Source organism: Pseudomonas sp. H2_A10, assembly GCF_054680085.1.
In genome coordinates, this window is record NZ_CP162821.1 from 1,123,943 (window position 1) to 1,138,889 (window position 14,947).

The 14,947-nt window shown below is 60.9% G+C and carries 15 protein-coding genes and 1 pseudogene; 11 read left to right on the plus strand and 5 right to left on the minus strand.

Annotation, left to right across the window (positions count from 1 at the left end; genetic code table 11):
- Positions 1-69: 69 nt before the first annotated feature.
- Together AB4O23_RS05080 and AB4O23_RS05085 are read right to left on the minus strand one after the other, a co-directional pair.
- Complete coding sequence (locus tag AB4O23_RS05080) at positions 70-324, minus strand: TIGR02647 family protein (protein WP_460062498.1); 255 nt, start codon at positions 322-324, stop codon at positions 70-72.
- 95 nt (positions 325-419) lie between these two features.
- Positions 420-704 carry a hypothetical protein gene (locus AB4O23_RS05085; RefSeq protein ID WP_017526854.1) on the minus strand — a complete coding sequence of 95 codons (285 nt, stop codon included), beginning with the start codon at positions 702-704 and terminating at the stop codon, positions 420-422.
- Between the two features lie 125 nt (positions 705-829).
- Between AB4O23_RS05085 and AB4O23_RS05090 the strand changes: the two genes are divergently transcribed.
- Positions 830-1,489: a glutathione S-transferase family protein gene (locus tag AB4O23_RS05090; protein ID WP_017526855.1), complete on the plus strand. Its 660-nt coding sequence runs from the start codon at positions 830-832 to the stop codon at positions 1,487-1,489.
- Between the two features lie 64 nt (positions 1,490-1,553).
- Here AB4O23_RS05090 and argH read toward each other — a convergent pair whose 3' ends face one another.
- The gene (gene argH / locus AB4O23_RS05095; RefSeq protein WP_017526856.1) at positions 1,554-2,948 is read right to left on the minus strand and encodes an argininosuccinate lyase; all 1,395 of its coding nucleotides are present in this window, start codon (positions 2,946-2,948) and stop codon (positions 1,554-1,556) included.
- Positions 2,949-3,450: 502 nt separating this feature from the next.
- Between argH and AB4O23_RS05100 the strand changes: the two genes are divergently transcribed.
- The 7 genes and pseudogenes from AB4O23_RS05100 to rsd all read left to right on the plus strand — a co-directional run bounded on the left by AB4O23_RS05100 (position 3,451) and on the right by rsd (position 9,865).
- Complete coding sequence (locus AB4O23_RS05100; protein WP_017526857.1) at positions 3,451-4,197, plus strand: LytR/AlgR family response regulator transcription factor; 747 nt, start codon at positions 3,451-3,453, stop codon at positions 4,195-4,197.
- A 138-nt stretch (positions 4,198-4,335) separates the two neighbouring features.
- A complete protein-coding gene (gene hemC / locus AB4O23_RS05105) occupies positions 4,336-5,277 on the plus strand; it encodes a hydroxymethylbilane synthase (protein ID WP_017526858.1) in 942 nt (313 codons plus the stop codon).
- A pseudogene (locus AB4O23_RS05110) lies at positions 5,274-6,024 on the plus strand (uroporphyrinogen-III synthase). Before hemC ends, AB4O23_RS05110 begins: the two are co-directional and overlap by 4 nt.
- A 41-nt stretch (positions 6,025-6,065) precedes the next feature.
- Positions 6,066-7,193: a uroporphyrinogen-III C-methyltransferase gene (locus AB4O23_RS05115; RefSeq protein ID WP_460062503.1), complete on the plus strand. Its 1,128-nt coding sequence runs from the start codon at positions 6,066-6,068 to the stop codon at positions 7,191-7,193.
- Between the two features lie 5 nt (positions 7,194-7,198).
- A complete protein-coding gene (locus AB4O23_RS05120; protein WP_017526861.1) occupies positions 7,199-8,440 on the plus strand; it encodes a heme biosynthesis protein HemY in 1,242 nt (413 codons plus the stop codon).
- A gap of 234 nt (positions 8,441-8,674) precedes the next feature.
- On the plus strand, positions 8,675-9,196 hold the full coding sequence (locus AB4O23_RS05125; RefSeq protein WP_460150405.1) for a disulfide bond formation protein B: 522 nt from the start codon (positions 8,675-8,677) through the stop codon (positions 9,194-9,196).
- A 210-nt stretch (positions 9,197-9,406) separates the two neighbouring features.
- On the plus strand, positions 9,407-9,865 hold the full coding sequence (gene rsd / locus AB4O23_RS05130) for a sigma D regulator (protein WP_135196218.1): 459 nt from the start codon (positions 9,407-9,409) through the stop codon (positions 9,863-9,865).
- A 53-nt stretch (positions 9,866-9,918) separates the two neighbouring features.
- On the opposite strand, the gene AB4O23_RS05135 is transcribed toward rsd, so the two are convergent.
- The gene (locus AB4O23_RS05135) at positions 9,919-10,596 is read right to left on the minus strand and encodes an FKBP-type peptidyl-prolyl cis-trans isomerase (RefSeq protein WP_065879272.1); all 678 of its coding nucleotides are present in this window, start codon (positions 10,594-10,596) and stop codon (positions 9,919-9,921) included.
- A 192-nt stretch (positions 10,597-10,788) separates the two neighbouring features.
- Here AB4O23_RS05135 and AB4O23_RS05140 point away from each other — a divergent pair, with 192 nt between their 5' ends.
- Positions 10,789-11,877 (plus strand): AlgP family protein, encoded by a 1,089-nt coding sequence (locus AB4O23_RS05140; RefSeq protein ID WP_065879273.1) that lies wholly within the window; start codon positions 10,789-10,791, stop codon positions 11,875-11,877.
- Here the strand turns inward: AB4O23_RS05140 and AB4O23_RS05145 are convergent.
- Positions 11,874-12,341 carry a TIGR02444 family protein gene (locus AB4O23_RS05145; protein ID WP_065879274.1) on the minus strand — a complete coding sequence of 156 codons (468 nt, stop codon included), beginning with the start codon at positions 12,339-12,341 and terminating at the stop codon, positions 11,874-11,876. The two genes, AB4O23_RS05140 and AB4O23_RS05145, sit on opposite strands and share 4 nt — an antisense overlap.
- A gap of 50 nt (positions 12,342-12,391) precedes the next feature.
- Here AB4O23_RS05145 and AB4O23_RS05150 point away from each other — a divergent pair, with 50 nt between their 5' ends.
- Positions 12,392-14,302 (plus strand): ATP-binding cassette domain-containing protein, encoded by a 1,911-nt coding sequence (locus AB4O23_RS05150; RefSeq protein WP_460062507.1) that lies wholly within the window; start codon positions 12,392-12,394, stop codon positions 14,300-14,302.
- Positions 14,302-14,874, plus strand: a complete 573-nt coding sequence (locus AB4O23_RS05155) for a mechanosensitive ion channel family protein (protein ID WP_003176850.1) — start codon at positions 14,302-14,304, stop codon at positions 14,872-14,874. The genes AB4O23_RS05150 and AB4O23_RS05155 overlap by 1 nt, the downstream gene beginning before the upstream one ends.
- The last annotated feature ends 73 nt before the right edge of the window (positions 14,875-14,947 follow it).

Below are 14,947 nucleotides of genomic sequence, written 5' to 3' on the forward strand. Positions count from 1 at the left end.
GGCGTCAATTTTCATCCCGGCAAAGCCCTCGGAATCCGCAGGAGGCGGACTCCATGGGCGGGATGAGTATCAGGCGGCTTCTTTGGTGCTGGCAGTGGTCAGAATCGTCAGCAGAGTTTGGGCCTGCTCGGCGGCGTCCCGGTCAAGGCTGGTCAGGTAGCCTCCGTCCGGTTGATCGATCAGTCCTTTGGCATGGAGGCGCTTGGCAGCGGCGATGGCAGTGGGAGCAGCGGTCTGGTGGACTTTCAGACCTTCCTTGGTGCTGTCCAAGGGAAAGAGTACAAGGATTTCCAGTTCGGCAACCAACTCAGGGGTATACGACATAAGGACTCCAGACTTTCTAAAATTTATTAGAGGCTAGCAGGCCATAAGGTGAACGCACTTTGCCGAACTGTCCAGCGTGTTGCTGCGTGCCGGGATTATTCCTTTTCAGGCGGCAGCTCAGGCAGTGCCCGCAGCGCTGTTTCATACCATTCGGTATTGAAGGCGCGGTCGTCGTCCAGCATGGCGTCGATTTCGAACGCCAGCACGTGAGCCATGAGATTCAGGATTTCTTCACGGTCATAACCCACCAGGGTCAATTTGTTGAAAGTGGCCTTGGCCGCCGGCGGGTTGTCGCTTTCGATCTGGTTTTCGATCGCTTCGATCAGCGTGGTTTCGGTGAATTCTTCTTCGTCGTTGTCGATATCGGTCGGCTCGCTCATGGCAGGCTCCTCAAGGAAAGGGCGCCAGTCTACCCCCATTCAGCCAGGTGATGCTGCTGGTCAGGTCGGCGGCTTGGATCTATAACTCTTGCAGCCAACCCCGCACACGGCCTGGAGGCTTTGCGATGCTCAAGCTTTACGGATTTTCGGTCAGCAACTACTACAACATGGTGAAACTGGCGCTGTTGGAAAAAGGGCTGCCCTTCGAAGAAGTGCCTTTTTATGCCGGGCAAACCCCCGAAGCCCTGGCAATCAGCCCGCGCGGCAAGGTGCCGGTGCTGGGTGTGGAGCAAGGGTTTATCAACGAAACCAGCGTGATCCTCGAGTACATCGAGCAGACCCAGCAAGGGCCCGCGCTGCTGCCGGCTGACCCGTTCCAGCGAGCCCAGGTGCTGGCGTTGTGCCGGGAAATCGAGCTGTACATTGAGTTGCCTGCACGGGCGTGTTTTGCCGAAGCGTTTTTCGGCATGCAGGTGCCAGAGGCGATCAAGGAGAAGTCCAAGGCTGAATTGCTGCTGGGCGTCGGTGCTTTAGGTCGGCACGGCAAGTTCGGGCCTTTTGTGGCCGGGGAGAGCTTTACGATTGCGGACCTGTATTTCATGTACAGCATGAACCTCGCCTTAGGCGTGGGCGAGAAGCTGTTCGGGATGGATTTGCTGGCTGAGTTGCCGAAGGCGAAGGGGTTGCTTGCGCGCCTGAATGAAATGCCCAACGCGCAGAAGGTGGAGGCGGGCAGGCAGGCGGCGATGCCGGCGTTCATGGCGATGATTGCGGCCAAAAAGTAAATGAGGAGCGTCGTAAGACGAACTAAATGTGGGAGGGAGCAAGCCCCCTCCCACATTGTTTGGTTTAGCGGCTGGCGAGCAACGCCTGGCCGCGCACCACCGCTGCCTTCACCTGAGCCGGCGCCGTGCCGCCCACATGGTTACGGGCATTCACCGAGCCTTCAAGGGTCAGTACGGCAAACACATCCTGCTCGATCTGGTCACTGAACTGGCGCAGTTCTTCCAGGCTCATTTCCGCCAGGTCCTTGCCGGTGTCCACGCCGTATTTCACGGCATGACCGACGATTTCATGGCAGTCACGGAACGGCAGGCCGCGACGCACCAGATAGTCCGCCAGGTCAGTTGCGGTGGAGAAACCGCGCAATGCCGCTTCACGCATGATGGCGTGCTTGGGCTTGATCGCCGGGATCATATCGGCAAAGGCACGCAGTGAGTCGCGCAGGGTATCGGCGGCGTCGAACAGCGGCTCCTTGTCTTCCTGGTTGTCCTTGTTGTAGGCCAGGGGCTGGCCTTTCATCAGGGTCAGCAGGCCCATCAGTGCGCCGAAGACACGGCCGCTCTTGCCACGCACCAGTTCCGGCACGTCGGGGTTTTTCTTTTGCGGCATGATCGAGCTGCCGGTGCAGAAGCGGTCCGGCAGGTCGATGAACTGGAATTGCGCGCTGGTCCACAACACCAGCTCTTCGGAGAAGCGCGACAGGTGCATCATCGCGATGCTGGCGGCGGCGCAGAATTCGATGGCGAAGTCACGGTCCGACACGCCATCCAGGGAGTTGCCGCCGACGGCGTCGAAGCCCAGCAATTGCGCGGTGTATTCGCGGTCGATCGGGTAGGTGGTGCCGGCCAGCGCGGCACTGCCGAGGGGCATGCGGTTGGCGCGCTTGCGGCAGTCCACCAGGCGCTCGTAGTCGCGGCTGAGCATTTCGAACCAGGCCAGCAGGTGGTGGCCAAAGGTTACCGGTTGCGCGGTCTGCAGGTGGGTGAAGCCGGGCATGATAGTGCCGGACTCACGTTCGGCCTGCGCCAGCAGGCCTTGTTGCAGGCGGGTGATTTCAGCCAGGATCAGGTCGATTTCATCGCGCAGCCACAGGCGGATATCGGTGGCCACCTGGTCGTTACGGCTACGACCGGTGTGCAGTTTCTTGCCGGTCACACCGATGCGATCGGTGAGGCGGGCCTCGATGTTCATGTGCACGTCTTCCAGGTCGACGCGCCAGTCGAACGTACCGGCTTCGATCTCACCGCGGATGGTGGTCAGGCCGTCGATGATGCTGTCGCGCTCGGCATCGGTCAGTACGCCGACCTTGGCCAGCATCGTGGCGTGGGCGATGGAGCCCATGATGTCGTGGCGGTACAGGCGCTGGTCGAAGGTGACGGAGGCGGTGAAACGGGCGACGAAGGCGTCGACGGGTTCACTGAAGCGGCCGCCCCAGGACTGGTTGGTCTTGTCGGTGCTCATGGGTTCGCTCGTGGTCTGCTTAATAGAGAGGCATGGAAGTGTGCCGGCGATAATAACAGGGTTGCCCGTGGAGGCGGTGCTGCGGGTGGTCGGCATTTTTATTTGTGCAAAGGATGGCTAAGTGCCTTGCCGTCGAACGCGTCCAGGACGAGACTGGAGACAGGGACGAATTGAAACGATATTTGACGATTGAGCAATGTCGTCGCAGTGAGCGTCTACAGTGGACTGATAGTGTGTGAATGCACCAAAGTCGGGTAATGCGGTCAGAACCTGACTATCCATTTAACAGGGGGGTATTCGGATTGTGTATCAGCAAACCCTACGACGATGCCCGACGGCGGCAGGCCATGGGCGCCCTTGAACCGGTCCGGGTAAATTTGGGTGCCGCTGTCGGGGCACTTTTTGCCGCTCGCGCTAGTCTTAGCGTGGATCGCTGTGACGCAAGTCACCGCACCTGTCTACGCTATCCTTGTGCGAGACTCACGCAGGAATCCAGCGCAATATGAATGTCCTGATCGTTGATGACGAACCCCAAGCCCGCGAGCGACTGAGCCGTTTGGTCAGTGAACTCGAGGGTTATACAGTCCTTGAACCGAGCGCCACCACCGGTGAGGAGGCGTTGACGTTGATCGACAGCCTGAAGCCGGATGTGGTGTTACTCGATATCCGCATGCCTGGCCTCGATGGCCTGCAAGTCGCTGCTCGCCTGAGTGAGCGCGAATCGTCCCCGGCGCTGGTGCTGTGCGCCGCTCACGAAGAGTTTGCCGAACAGTCGCTTGAAGCCAGCGGCGTGAGTTTTGTGAGCAAGCCAGTGACAACCGAGGCCTTGCTCAAGGCGTTGAAAAGAGCCGAGCGTCCCAATCGCGCCCAACTCGCTGCCCTGACGCAGCCCGCCGCCCAAAGCGGGAACGGGCCGCGCAGCCATATCAGCGCACGTACACGCAAAGGTATCGAACTGATCCCCCTTAACCAGGTGGTCTACTTCATTGCCGATCACAAATACGTGACCCTGCGCCATGAGGCTGGCGAAGTGCTGCTCGATGAGCCACTCAAGGCGCTTGAGGATGAGTTCGGCGATCGCTTCGTACGTATCCACCGCAACGCGCTGGTGGCTCGCGAGCGCATCGAACGCCTGCAACGCACCCCGCTTGGGCACTTTCAGCTGTTTCTCAAAGGCTTGAATGGTGACGCCTTGATCGTCAGCCGACGGCATGTCGCCGGCGTGCGCAAAATGATGCAGCAGCTTTAGCCTGAGGGCTGTGGCGATGGGTGCATTCCTTATCCCGGTGCGACGTGGCCAGGGAGGCCCCGCACTTGCTGATTCAAATCAAGGCGTATTTGCCTGAGCTGTTATTATCTGCCGTATCTATTCAGTACGGATTGATCCATGTCCTCTCGCGAAATCCGCATCGCCACCCGTAAAAGTGCGCTGGCCTTATGGCAGGCCGAATACGTCAAAGCACGCCTCGAGCAGGCTCACCCGGGCCTCAAAGTGTCTCTGGTGCCCATGGTCAGTCGCGGCGACAAGCTGCTCGACTCGCCGCTCTCGAAAATCGGCGGTAAGGGCCTGTTCGTCAAGGAACTGGAAACCGCGCTGCTGGAAAACGAAGCCGATATCGCCGTGCACTCGATGAAAGACGTGCCCATGGACTTCCCGCAAGGCCTGGGTTTGTTTTGCATCTGCGAGCGCGAAGACCCGCGTGATGCCTTTGTTTCCAACACTTACCAATCCCTGGATGAATTGCCTTTGGGCAGTATCGTCGGCACCTCCAGCCTGCGTCGCCAGGCTCAGTTGCTGACCCGTCGCCCGGACCTGCAGATTCGCTTTCTGCGCGGCAACGTCAACACCCGTCTGGCCAAGCTGGATGCCGGCGAGTACGACGCGATCATCCTCGCCGCCGCCGGCTTGATCCGTCTGGGCTTCGAAGACCGCATCACCTCGGCCATCAGCGTTGAAGACAGTTTGCCGGCGGGTGGGCAGGGTGCCGTGGGCATTGAATGCCGCACCGCCGATACTCAAATACATGCGCTGCTCAAACCGCTTGATCACCCCGACACCGACGTGCGCGTCACGGCCGAGCGCGCCCTGAACAAACACCTGAACGGTGGCTGCCAGGTGCCGATCGCCTGCTACGCCGTGCTCGAAGGTGAAAACCTGTGGTTGCGTGGCCTGGTGGGTGATCCGGACGGCGGCACGCTGTTGACCGCCGAGGTACGTGGGCCACAGTGCGATGCGACGGCCTTGGGTATTCAGGTGGCCGAAGCGCTGCTGGAAAAAGGCGCCGGCACCATTCTGCAAAAAGTCTACGGTGAGGCCGGTCCACAGTGAGCGGTTGGCGAGTGCTGCTGACGCGCCCGGCCGAGGAGTCGAAGGCCCTGGCGTCGTCGTTGTCCGAAGCTGGAATCTTCAGCAGCAGCTTGCCCTTGTTGGAGATCGAGCCGTTACCCGTTACCGCTCAACAGCAGGCAGTCTTCCATGACCTGGGTCGCTACTGCGCGGTGATTGTTGTCAGCAAGCCCGCCGCGCGCCTGGCCGTGCAACGGTTGGATCAAGCATGGCCGTCACTGCAATGGTTCAGCGTCGGCGCTGCCACCGCGCAAGTACTGGCCGACAAAGGCCTGGATGTTAAGTATCCCCCTACTGGCGACGACAGCGAGGCCTTGCTTCAATTGCCTGCGTTGCGCGAGGCTATTGCACGGCCTGGTGCGCGGGTGTTGATCCTGCGTGGCGAGGGCGGTCGAGAGCTGCTGGCGCAGCGTTTGGGCGAGAGAGGTGCTAGTGTCGACTATCTGGAGTTGTACCGCCGTTTCCTTCCGGCTCTATGACGACGGTGTATTGATGCGACGCATCCAGTTGGAACGCTTGAACGGCCTGGTGGTCAGCAGTGGGCAGGGTTTTTCGCACCTGCACGCCCTGGCAGGCGCCGATTGGCCAGCGGTGGCGCAGTTGCCGTTGTTCGTGCCCAGCCCGCGGGTCGCCGAGATGGCACGGGCTGCTGGCGCAGAAAAAGTTGTGGATTGTCGCGGTGCGAGTGCCGCGGCTTTGTTAGTGGCGTTGCGCAGCACTGCCCCCTGAGGCCGGCCGCTCCCACTCTCTGATACGCAAAGGACGGATACGTGAGCGAAACAGCCTTGCCTAAAGATGAAGCCCAACCCGCACTTGATGCGCCGGTTGAGTCACCGGTCCCTGCGCCGCGCCGTGGCAATGGCCTGGCAATGGTTGCCCTGTTGCTGGGTGTCGCCGGCGTTGCCGCCGGCGGTTGGGGGATCTGGCAGGTCCGTGCCCTGCAAGCCAGCAGCCAACAACAGCTGGGCCAGGTGCAGACCCTGGATGACCAGTCCCAATCCCTCAAGCAGAGCCAGCAGCAACTGGCCGCGCGCCTGGCCCAATTGCCGCCCGCCGATGAGCTGGAAGAACGTCGCCGCCTGGTGGCCCAACTGCAGGGTGACCAGCAGCGCCTCAGCCAGCGACTGGAAACCGTGCTGGGTGCCAGCCGCAAGGATTGGCGCCTGGCCGAGGCCGAGCATCTGATTCGCCTGGCGAGTTTGCGCTTGTCCGCCCTGCAAGATATCAACAGCGCCCAGGCACTGGTTCAGGGCGCCGATGAAATTTTGCGTGAGCAGAGCGATCCTGGCGCCTATGCGGCTCGTGAACAATTGGCCAAGAGCCTGGCCGCCCTGCGCAGCACCGAGCAGCCTGACCGCACCGGGCTTTATCTGCAATTGGCCGCCCTGCGTGATCAAGTGGTGCAGCTGGCGGCCATCGCGCCTGAATACCAACTCACCGAGCCTGCCTCCGAGGGACGCCTGAACACCGACACAGATAACCGGTGGGGCCGGTGGTGGGAGCAGATTTCGCGCTACTTCCGCATCGACTTCAACCCTGACGACAACATCCGTCCGCTGCTGGCCGGTCAAGGCTTGAACCAGGTGCGCCTGGCCTTGAGCCTGGCCTTGGAGCAGGCGCAGTGGGCAGCGCTCAATGGTGAGGCGGCGGTGTATAGCCGCTCGCTGGGCGAGGCACGCAGCGTGTTGCAGGACAACTTCAACCAGGACAACCCGCAGAGCAAGGCGATGCTGGCGCGTATTGCCGAGCTTGAGCCCAAGGCTGTCTCGGTAGTGACGCCGGACCTGGCCGCCAGCCTGGCCGCGGTGCAGGCCTATCTTGAACGTCGTCATTTGTCTGCGGACGAAGCCAAGGCGGCGGCCGGCAAGCCGGCGGCCACGTCGGCGAAGCAGGAGTAGAGCCGATGAAGCGTTTCTATGTGATCCTGGTGCTGGCGATTGTGATCGCCCTGGCCCTGGCGGTGGGCGTTTCAAAACACACCGGCTACGTGCTGATTACTTATCCGCATGTGCTGCATTACGAGTCGAGCCTGTGGGCGACCTTGGTGGCGGTGTTTGTCATCGGCCTGGCGATCTACCTCATTCGCGTATTGCTGAGCCTGCTGGGCACCTCGGGTGGCGTGGTCAACCCGTGGTCGCGGCGTAACCGCAGCCGCCGCGTACAGATCGCCATCGAACAAGGTCAGATGGACCTCGCCGAAGGCCGCTGGGCCGCCGCCGAACGGCACCTGCACCGGGCCGCCGAGGCCGAGCGCCAGCCATTGCTGTACTACCTCGGTGCGGCACGGGCGGCGAATGAGCAGGGTCGTTATGAGGAGTCGGACGGTTTGCTTGAGCGTGCCCTGGAGCGCCAGCCCCAGGCTGAATTGGCGGTTGCGTTGAGCCATGCGCAGCTGCAATTGGACCGTGGCGATACGGACGGCGCACTCACCACCTTGCAGGCGATGCACGAGCGGCATCCCCATAACGCTCAAGTGTTGCGTCAATTGCAGCGTCTGCACCAACAGCGGGGCGACTGGTCATCGGTAATCCGCCTGCTGCCCCAGTTGCGCAAGGACAAGGTGTTGCCTGCCACTGAACTGGCTGAGCTGGAGCGTCGCGCCTGGGGTGAAAACCTGACCCTGGCGGCCCAACGCGAAGAGCAAGGCGAAGCGGGTTTGCAATCTCTTGAGCGAGCCTGGCAGCAACTCACCGCCGCCCAGCGCCAGGAGCCGCAATTGATCCTGGCCTATGCCGAACAGCTGCGCCAATTGGGCGCCGACGCCACGGCGGAGGAGGTGTTGCGCGGTGCGATCAAGCGCGGTTATGACAGCCACCTGATCCGGCTCTATGGGCTTTTGCGTGGCAGCGATCCGGCCCGCCAATTGAAGTTCGCCGAAAGTTGGCTCAAGGATCACCCAGCCGACGCCAGCCTGCTGCTGACGTTGGGCCGCTTGTGCCTACAAAACAGCTTGTGGGGCAAGGCGCGGGACTATCTGGAAAACAGCCTGCACGTGCAGCGCAATCCGGAGGCGTGTGCCGAGCTGGCGCGCTTGTTGGCCCAGTTGGGCGACACCGAACGTAGCAACCAGCTGTTCCAGGAAGGCCTGGGGCTGTTGGATAACCGCTTGCTTGCATCTGCGCTGCCAGTCCCTTCCCGGGCTTGATGTAGGAAAGGAGCCGAGTTGAACTCAGATTCATCTGCGAACCAGCCCTGATAAATCGTGAAAACGCGATTTTAAGGGCTTTGCAGCAAACTCCTACGTTCTGTTGCTAGAAGTCCTCCTCCTTCTGGTGGGATGTCCTAACGCTTTAACGGAATAGTCTCCTCTGGCACGTATTGAAAGCGGTCAGGCCTTTCCTCTACCGTAACGACCTATCTTTTGCGGTGCGGATAAAGCATGTCTTTGGCCCCTTCACGCTCCTTGTTTTTCCTCGCGTTCATGGCGGGTGCGCTGACATTGGGCGCGTCCTTTTATCTAGAGTTCGGTGCATCGTTGCGCCCCTGCTTCCTATGCCAGATGCAGCGCGGGTTTCTGGCCGTCTTCACGCTGATCAATCTGGTCGCGACCCTCCACAACCCCCGGCGCGTGGCCATCTACCTGTACGGGCTGGCGGGCATGACCTGTGCGTTACTGGGCGCTGTCACCGCAGTGCGGCAGATGCTGTTGCAAAATGCCGCACCGGGCCAGGCCGCCGATTGCTGGCCCAGCCTGAGCCACATGATCGAAAACCTGTCGCTGTGGCAGGCGTTGCAATCAACGGTCAAAGGCACGGTGGATTGTGTTGAAATCAACTGGACCCTGTTTGACTTGAGCCTCCCCGAATGGAGTTTGCTGTTCTTCCTCGGGATGTTCGCTCTGGGCGTCATGCACTTTTCACACTTGTTTTTCAGCCGGCATGTACGCCAGGTCGGGTACTGAATGCCGCGCGCAGATTGTAGGGCGGGATTAAACACTTGTATGAACTTTCTCTCCTGCGTACCTTGAAGCCATGGTCATGCGGGCATAATCTGGCCCGCACGCATTATCGAAACCGTTTGTCCGAGTCGGCTATGCCCCGCAGCTGTTTTATCTTTAAGCATTAGGGGGGGCATCAGGCGGCAGCGCCCCTATTAGGGAAGAGAGATCATCATGTTGGAAAGTTGTCAGAATGCTCAGGAACGCTGGGGTGGGGTGCATAAGCTGATCGACACATGGTTGAAGGCACGTCACGAACTGATTCGGACCTTTGATACTCTCGGCGCAAAGCCCGAGGCATTGGCTAAGAATCGCGAACCGCTACAAGATTTCTGTGGCGTGTTGGTGGACTATGTGTCGGCAGGGCATTTCGGCGTCTATGAACAACTGACCAAGGAGGCGCAAGCCTTCGATGATCAGCGTGGCCTGAAGCTGGCCGAAACTATCTACCCGCGTATCGATGTCATCACCGAGAAGCTGTTGGCGTTCACCGACCTGTGTGATGCCGGTGAGTGTGTCGCCGAAAAATTCAAAGAATTGGGTGCGCTGCTCCACGAGCGTTTCGAGCTGGAAGACTGTCTGATCGAAGTGCTGCACAACGCCCACAAAGAAGAACCCGCCACTCAGGCTTGAACCTTGAGGGCGAAGTAAAAAACGGTGCGCATGGCGCACCGTTTTTTATTGGGTCAATGGCGAGTACCGAGCAATTCGATCTCGAATACCAATGGCGTATAGGGCGGGATCAACTCGCCGGCACCGTCGGCGCCATATGCCTGTGCCGAAGGAATCACCAGGCGCCATTTCGCGCCCACCGGCATCTGCTGCAAGGCGCTGCTCCAGCCGCTGATCACACTGTCCAGGCGAAACCATTGGGGCTGGGTGCTCTGATCGAATACCGTGCCATCGGGCAACCGACCTACGTATTTCACCTGGACCTGGTCGCTGGCGGACGGCTTACTGCCGGAGCCAGGGGATAGCTCGGTGAGCAGGATGCCATCCGCCAATTCGCGCACCCCTTTTGATGACTTTTCCCTGGTCAAAAACTGCTGTTCGGCTGCCAACGCTTTTTCACTTTCAGGCGCCGGCGCGTCGGCTTCATTTTGCGCTTCGTGCTGGGCAAGAATCTGTTCGATGCGTGCGTTATCCAGTGCCAGCGGCTTGCCTTGATAGGCTTGCTTGAGGCCGTCGATCAGAGCTTGGATCTGTAGGTCCGGGACTTCCTGGCGCAGGCGTTCACCGAGGCTGGCACCCAGGCTGTAGGCGAGGTCGTGCTGATTCTGTTCAGGGTTTTTTGCGGGCGCTTGCTCGTTCGCATTGGCGACAGAAATCGCCAAGCCAAGCATAAGAAAAAGGTAACGCGACATGGGCATTCTCCCGCCGAAAGTGCGACGGATTATGCCAGTGTGAAGGGATAAAAAGTGCCGCGTATTTTCGTTATATAAATAAGAATTTTCGTACGGTGCAACGCAAGGCAAACGATACTGTCAACATGCGCTAGCGGCGGTAAGAGCAGAGGGCTAGTATGAGCCGCACCCACGTCAGCCAGGAGGTAAACCATGTCGGCCAAACAGAAGCCTGTTAATACCCCGTTGCACTTACTCCAACAACTGTCGGGCAGCCTGCTCGAACATCTGGAAAGCGCTTGTTCCCAAGCCTTGGCCGATGCAGAAAAACTGCTCGCCAAGCTGGAAAAACAACGCGGTAAAGCGCAAGAAAAGCTGCACAAATCCCGTACCAAACTGCAAGACGCCGCCACTGCCGGCAAGGCCAAGGCACAAGCCAAAGCCAAAGATGCTGTCAAAGAACTTGAGGACCTGCTCGACGCCCTCAAGGATCGCCAAGCCGAAACCCGCGCCTATATTTCCCAACTCAAGAAAGATGCCCAGGAAAGTCTGAAACTGGCCCAGGGCGTTGGCCGTGTGAAAGAAGCTGTAGCGAAAGTGCTGGGCGCGCGTACACCGGCAAAAGCTGCCGCGGTGAGCACGGCAAAAAAGCCAGCCGCTAAACCCGCTGCTAAAACTGCTGCCGCCAAACCAGCCGCGAAGCCAGTTGCTAAAACCGCTGCCGCCAAACCAGCCGCGAAGCCAGTTGCTAAAACCGCTGCCGCCAAACCAGCCGCGAAGCCAGTTGCTAAAACCGCTGCCGCCAAACCGGCTGCGAAGCCAGTTGCTAAAACCGCTGCCGCCAAACCGGCTGCGAAGCCAGTTGCTAAAACCGCTGCCGCCAAACCGGCTGCGAAGCCAGCTGCCAAAACCGCCGCTGCCAAACCCGCCGCGAAGCCGGCTGCCAAGACCGCCGCTGCCAAACCAGTCGCGAAGCCAGCTGCTAAAACCGCTGCCGCCAAACCCGCCGCGAAGCCGGCTGCCAAAACCGCCGCTGCCAAACCGGCCGCAAAGCCAGCTGCTAAAACCGCTGCCGCCAAACCAGCCGCGAAGCCAGCTGCCAAAACCGCCGCTGCCAAACCGGCCGCAAAGCCCGCTGCGAAACCAGCCGCCAAGCCAGCCGCTAAACCTGCTGCCGTCAAACCAGCACCGGCCAAGCCAGCAGCTCCAGCGACCCCGGCAGCCACCACCGCTCCAACCGCATCGGCCAGCAGCACGCCTGCACCGGTAGCGCCAAGCACCACCCCAACCAGCGCTTCCTAAGTGCCGGTGGCCACGACGCGCAACTGCTGCAGCGCGTCGTGGTCAAGGTTGGCGGCATCCTCAGCCGCCAGTCCTTCCAGCCATCTCTGTTGATCGGCACCCTCGTTTGATGGCCATTGCTGTGCCAGAACATCGAGGCGCATCAACAATTGCCGTTCCGCATCCAGTTCCAGGGCTTTGACCCTTTCACGTAACGCGGCCAGTCGTTCATCCTTCCCCGCCATGGCTCGCCATTGCACACGCACCTGTCGCAACGGTTCGATCACCTGCGCCTGCCAGGGCCTGGCGATCTGCTGGAGCGCCTCTATACGCTCGGCCGTCAGCGCCACCCCGCGTTGTTCCAGCCAGGCCCCACAAAGCAGCAGGCACACATCCGCCCCTTGTTCCTGCAGGCTCAGGCAGGCGGCTTCGACGCCCGGGCGGGCATAGGTCGAGAGGGCAAAGCTCCACAGGTCAGCGCACATATTCACACCCAAGCCAGCGGCCAACGAAGCTGGTAGACTCCGCCGCCATTATGATCCGACTTCAAAGCCTAACATTACAGCGTGGCCCGCAACGTCTTCTCGAAGACGCCGAGCTGACCCTGCACGCCGGTCACAAAGCCGGCCTGATCGGTGCCAATGGCGCCGGTAAATCCACGTTGTTTGCCCTGTTGCTGGGTGAACTGACCCCGGACTCCGGCGACTGCCTGCTGCCGGCCGACTGGCGCATCGCCCATATGCGCCAGGAGATCGACACCCTGGACCGCATCGCGATCGACTACGTGCTCGATGGCGACCTGCGTCTGCGCCAGGTGCAACACGACCTCGCCGAGGCCGAGAAAGCCCAGGACGGCGCCGCCCAGGCCCGGTTGCACTCGGAGCTGGACAGCGCCGACGGCTATACCGCCGATGCTCGCGCCCGCAAGATGCTTGCCGGCCTTGGCTTTACCAACGAACAAATGGATCGCCCGGTCGCGGACTTCTCCGGTGGCTGGCGCATGCGCCTGAACCTGGCGCAGGCACTGATGTGCCCTTCGGACCTGTTGCTGCTCGATGAACCGACCAACCACTTGGACCTCGATGCGATCCTGTGGCTGGAAGATTTCCTCAAGAACTACCAGGGCACTTTGTTGCTGATTTCCCACGACCGGGATTTCCTCGACGCCGTGGTCGACAACATCGCCCACGTCGAACAGAAGAAAATCACGCTCTACCGTGGCGGCTACTCCGCGTTCGAACGCGCGCGTGCCGAGCGCCTGGCCCAGCAGCAACAAGCCTACGAGAAACAGCAGGCGCAGCGCGCGCACATGGAAAGCTACATTGCCCGGTTCAAGGCCCAGGCCACCAAGGCCCGCCAGGCCCAGAGCCGGATCAAAGCGTTGGAACGCATGGAGGAGCTGTCGGCGGCCCACGTCGATTCGCCGTTCGATTTTGTGTTCCGCGAGTCGGTGAAAATCTCCAGCCCGCTGTTGGACCTGTCCGATGCTCGCCTGGGCTACGGCGACAAGACCATCCTGGAGAAGGTCAAACTACAGCTCACGCCAGGTGCGCGTATCGGCCTGCTGGGCCCGAACGGCGCGGGCAAGTCGACGCTGATCAAGAACCTGTCGGGCGAACTCGAACCGTTGGCCGGCCGCTTGACCCGTGGCGAGAACACGGTGGTGGGCTACTTTGCCCAGCACCAGTTGGACTCCCTGGACTCCAAGGCCAGCCCATTGCTGCACCTGCAACGCCTGGCGCCGACCGAGCGCGAGCAAACCCTGCGGGACTTCCTCGGTGGTTTCGATTTCCGTGGCGCGCGTATCGATGAGCCGGTGCTGAACTTCTCCGGCGGCGAAAAAGCCCGCCTGGCCCTGGCTCTCATCGCCTGGGACCGGCCGAACCTGCTGTTGCTCGACGAACCGACCAACCACCTGGACCTGGAAATGCGCCTGGCGCTGACCATGGCCTTGCAGGAGTTCAGCGGTGCGGTACTGGTGGTGTCTCACGATCGCCACTTGCTCAAGAGCACCACCGATAACTTCCTGTTGGTGGCCGACGGCAAAGTCGAGGAATTCGATGGCGACCTGGACGACTATGCACGCTGGCTGACGGATTACCGTCTGCGCAATGCGCCGGCGAGCAACACCCCGGTCAACCCGGACAAGACCGACAAGAAAGCCCAGCGTCAGGCCGCCGCCGCGTTGCGTCAGCAACTGGCGCCGCACAAGCGCGAAGCCGACAAGCTGGAAGCCGAGTTGGGCAAGGTGCATGAGCGCCTGGCCAAGATCGAAGCCAGCCTGGGCGACAGCGCCGTATACGAGGCGGCACGCAAGGACGAGTTGCGTGACCTGCTGGCCGAACAGGCCAGGCTCAAGGTGCGCGAAGGCCAATTTGAGGAAACCTGGATGGAAGCCCTCGAACTGCTCGAAACCCTGCAAGCGGAGCTGGAGGCGCTGTCCTGATGGAAGCGTTACAGCTGCCGCTACCGGCGCAATGGATAGAACCGGTATGGATCGGCGTGCAAATCCTGCTGATCCTGTTGGCCGGTTACCTCGCGCAGCGCTTCGTTGCCAAAGGCCTGACGCGCCTGGGCGAGCGTTACCCGTTCCCGCCGCAATTGCTGATGCCGCTGCGGGGTGGCTTGCGCTGGCTGATCATGGGCAGTGCGCTGATCTTCGTGCTGGGCCGCCTGGGCGTGTCCGCCACGGTGCTGTGGACGGCGCTGTCGGGGTTTGTCGCGGTCGCCGCCGTGGCGTTCTTTGCCATGTGGTCGGTGCTGTCCAACCTGTTGTGCGCCATCCTGATCTTTACCGTCGGGCCGTTTCGCCTCGGTGACATCGTCGAGCTGGTGGATACCGTCGACAAACCCGGCGTAAAAGGCCGGGTCGTGGCGATCAATCTGCTCTACACCACGCTGATCGAGGTGGAAGCGGCGGGCACCGACAGCGCCATTGTGCAGGTGCCTAACAGCCTGTTTTTCCAGCGCTCCGTGCGGCGTTGGCCTGGCACCCACGTGTTTCCGGGCGATCGCTAGTATTCACATCTTGTAAAAATCTATAGCCAGCCCTCGGTCGGCGGAGTTAGCTTAAGGCCACAACAGCAAACTC

Excerpts from the sequence above, each read along its gene's own strand:
- AB4O23_RS05080 (WP_460062498.1), bottom strand. The coding sequence starts at position 324 with ATGTCGTATACCCCTGAGTTGGTTGCCGAACTGGAAATCCTTGTACTC.
- AB4O23_RS05085 (WP_017526854.1), bottom strand. The coding sequence starts at position 704 with ATGAGCGAGCCGACCGATATCGACAACGACGAAGAAGAATTCACCGAA.
- AB4O23_RS05090 (WP_017526855.1), top strand. The coding sequence starts at position 830 with ATGCTCAAGCTTTACGGATTTTCGGTCAGCAACTACTACAACATGGTG.
- argH (WP_017526856.1), bottom strand. The coding sequence starts at position 2,948 with ATGAGCACCGACAAGACCAACCAGTCCTGGGGCGGCCGCTTCAGTGAA.
- AB4O23_RS05100 (WP_017526857.1), top strand. The coding sequence starts at position 3,451 with ATGAATGTCCTGATCGTTGATGACGAACCCCAAGCCCGCGAGCGACTG.
- hemC (WP_017526858.1), top strand. The coding sequence starts at position 4,336 with ATGTCCTCTCGCGAAATCCGCATCGCCACCCGTAAAAGTGCGCTGGCC.
- AB4O23_RS05120 (WP_017526861.1), top strand. The coding sequence starts at position 7,199 with ATGAAGCGTTTCTATGTGATCCTGGTGCTGGCGATTGTGATCGCCCTG.
- AB4O23_RS05125 (WP_460150405.1), top strand. The coding sequence starts at position 8,675 with ATGTCTTTGGCCCCTTCACGCTCCTTGTTTTTCCTCGCGTTCATGGCG.
- rsd (WP_135196218.1), top strand. The coding sequence starts at position 9,407 with ATGTTGGAAAGTTGTCAGAATGCTCAGGAACGCTGGGGTGGGGTGCAT.
- AB4O23_RS05135 (WP_065879272.1), bottom strand. The coding sequence starts at position 10,596 with ATGTCGCGTTACCTTTTTCTTATGCTTGGCTTGGCGATTTCTGTCGCC.
- AB4O23_RS05140 (WP_065879273.1), top strand. The coding sequence starts at position 10,789 with ATGTCGGCCAAACAGAAGCCTGTTAATACCCCGTTGCACTTACTCCAA.
- AB4O23_RS05145 (WP_065879274.1), bottom strand. The coding sequence starts at position 12,341 with ATGTGCGCTGACCTGTGGAGCTTTGCCCTCTCGACCTATGCCCGCCCG.
- AB4O23_RS05150 (WP_460062507.1), top strand. The coding sequence starts at position 12,392 with ATGATCCGACTTCAAAGCCTAACATTACAGCGTGGCCCGCAACGTCTT.
- AB4O23_RS05155 (WP_003176850.1), top strand. The coding sequence starts at position 14,302 with ATGGAAGCGTTACAGCTGCCGCTACCGGCGCAATGGATAGAACCGGTA.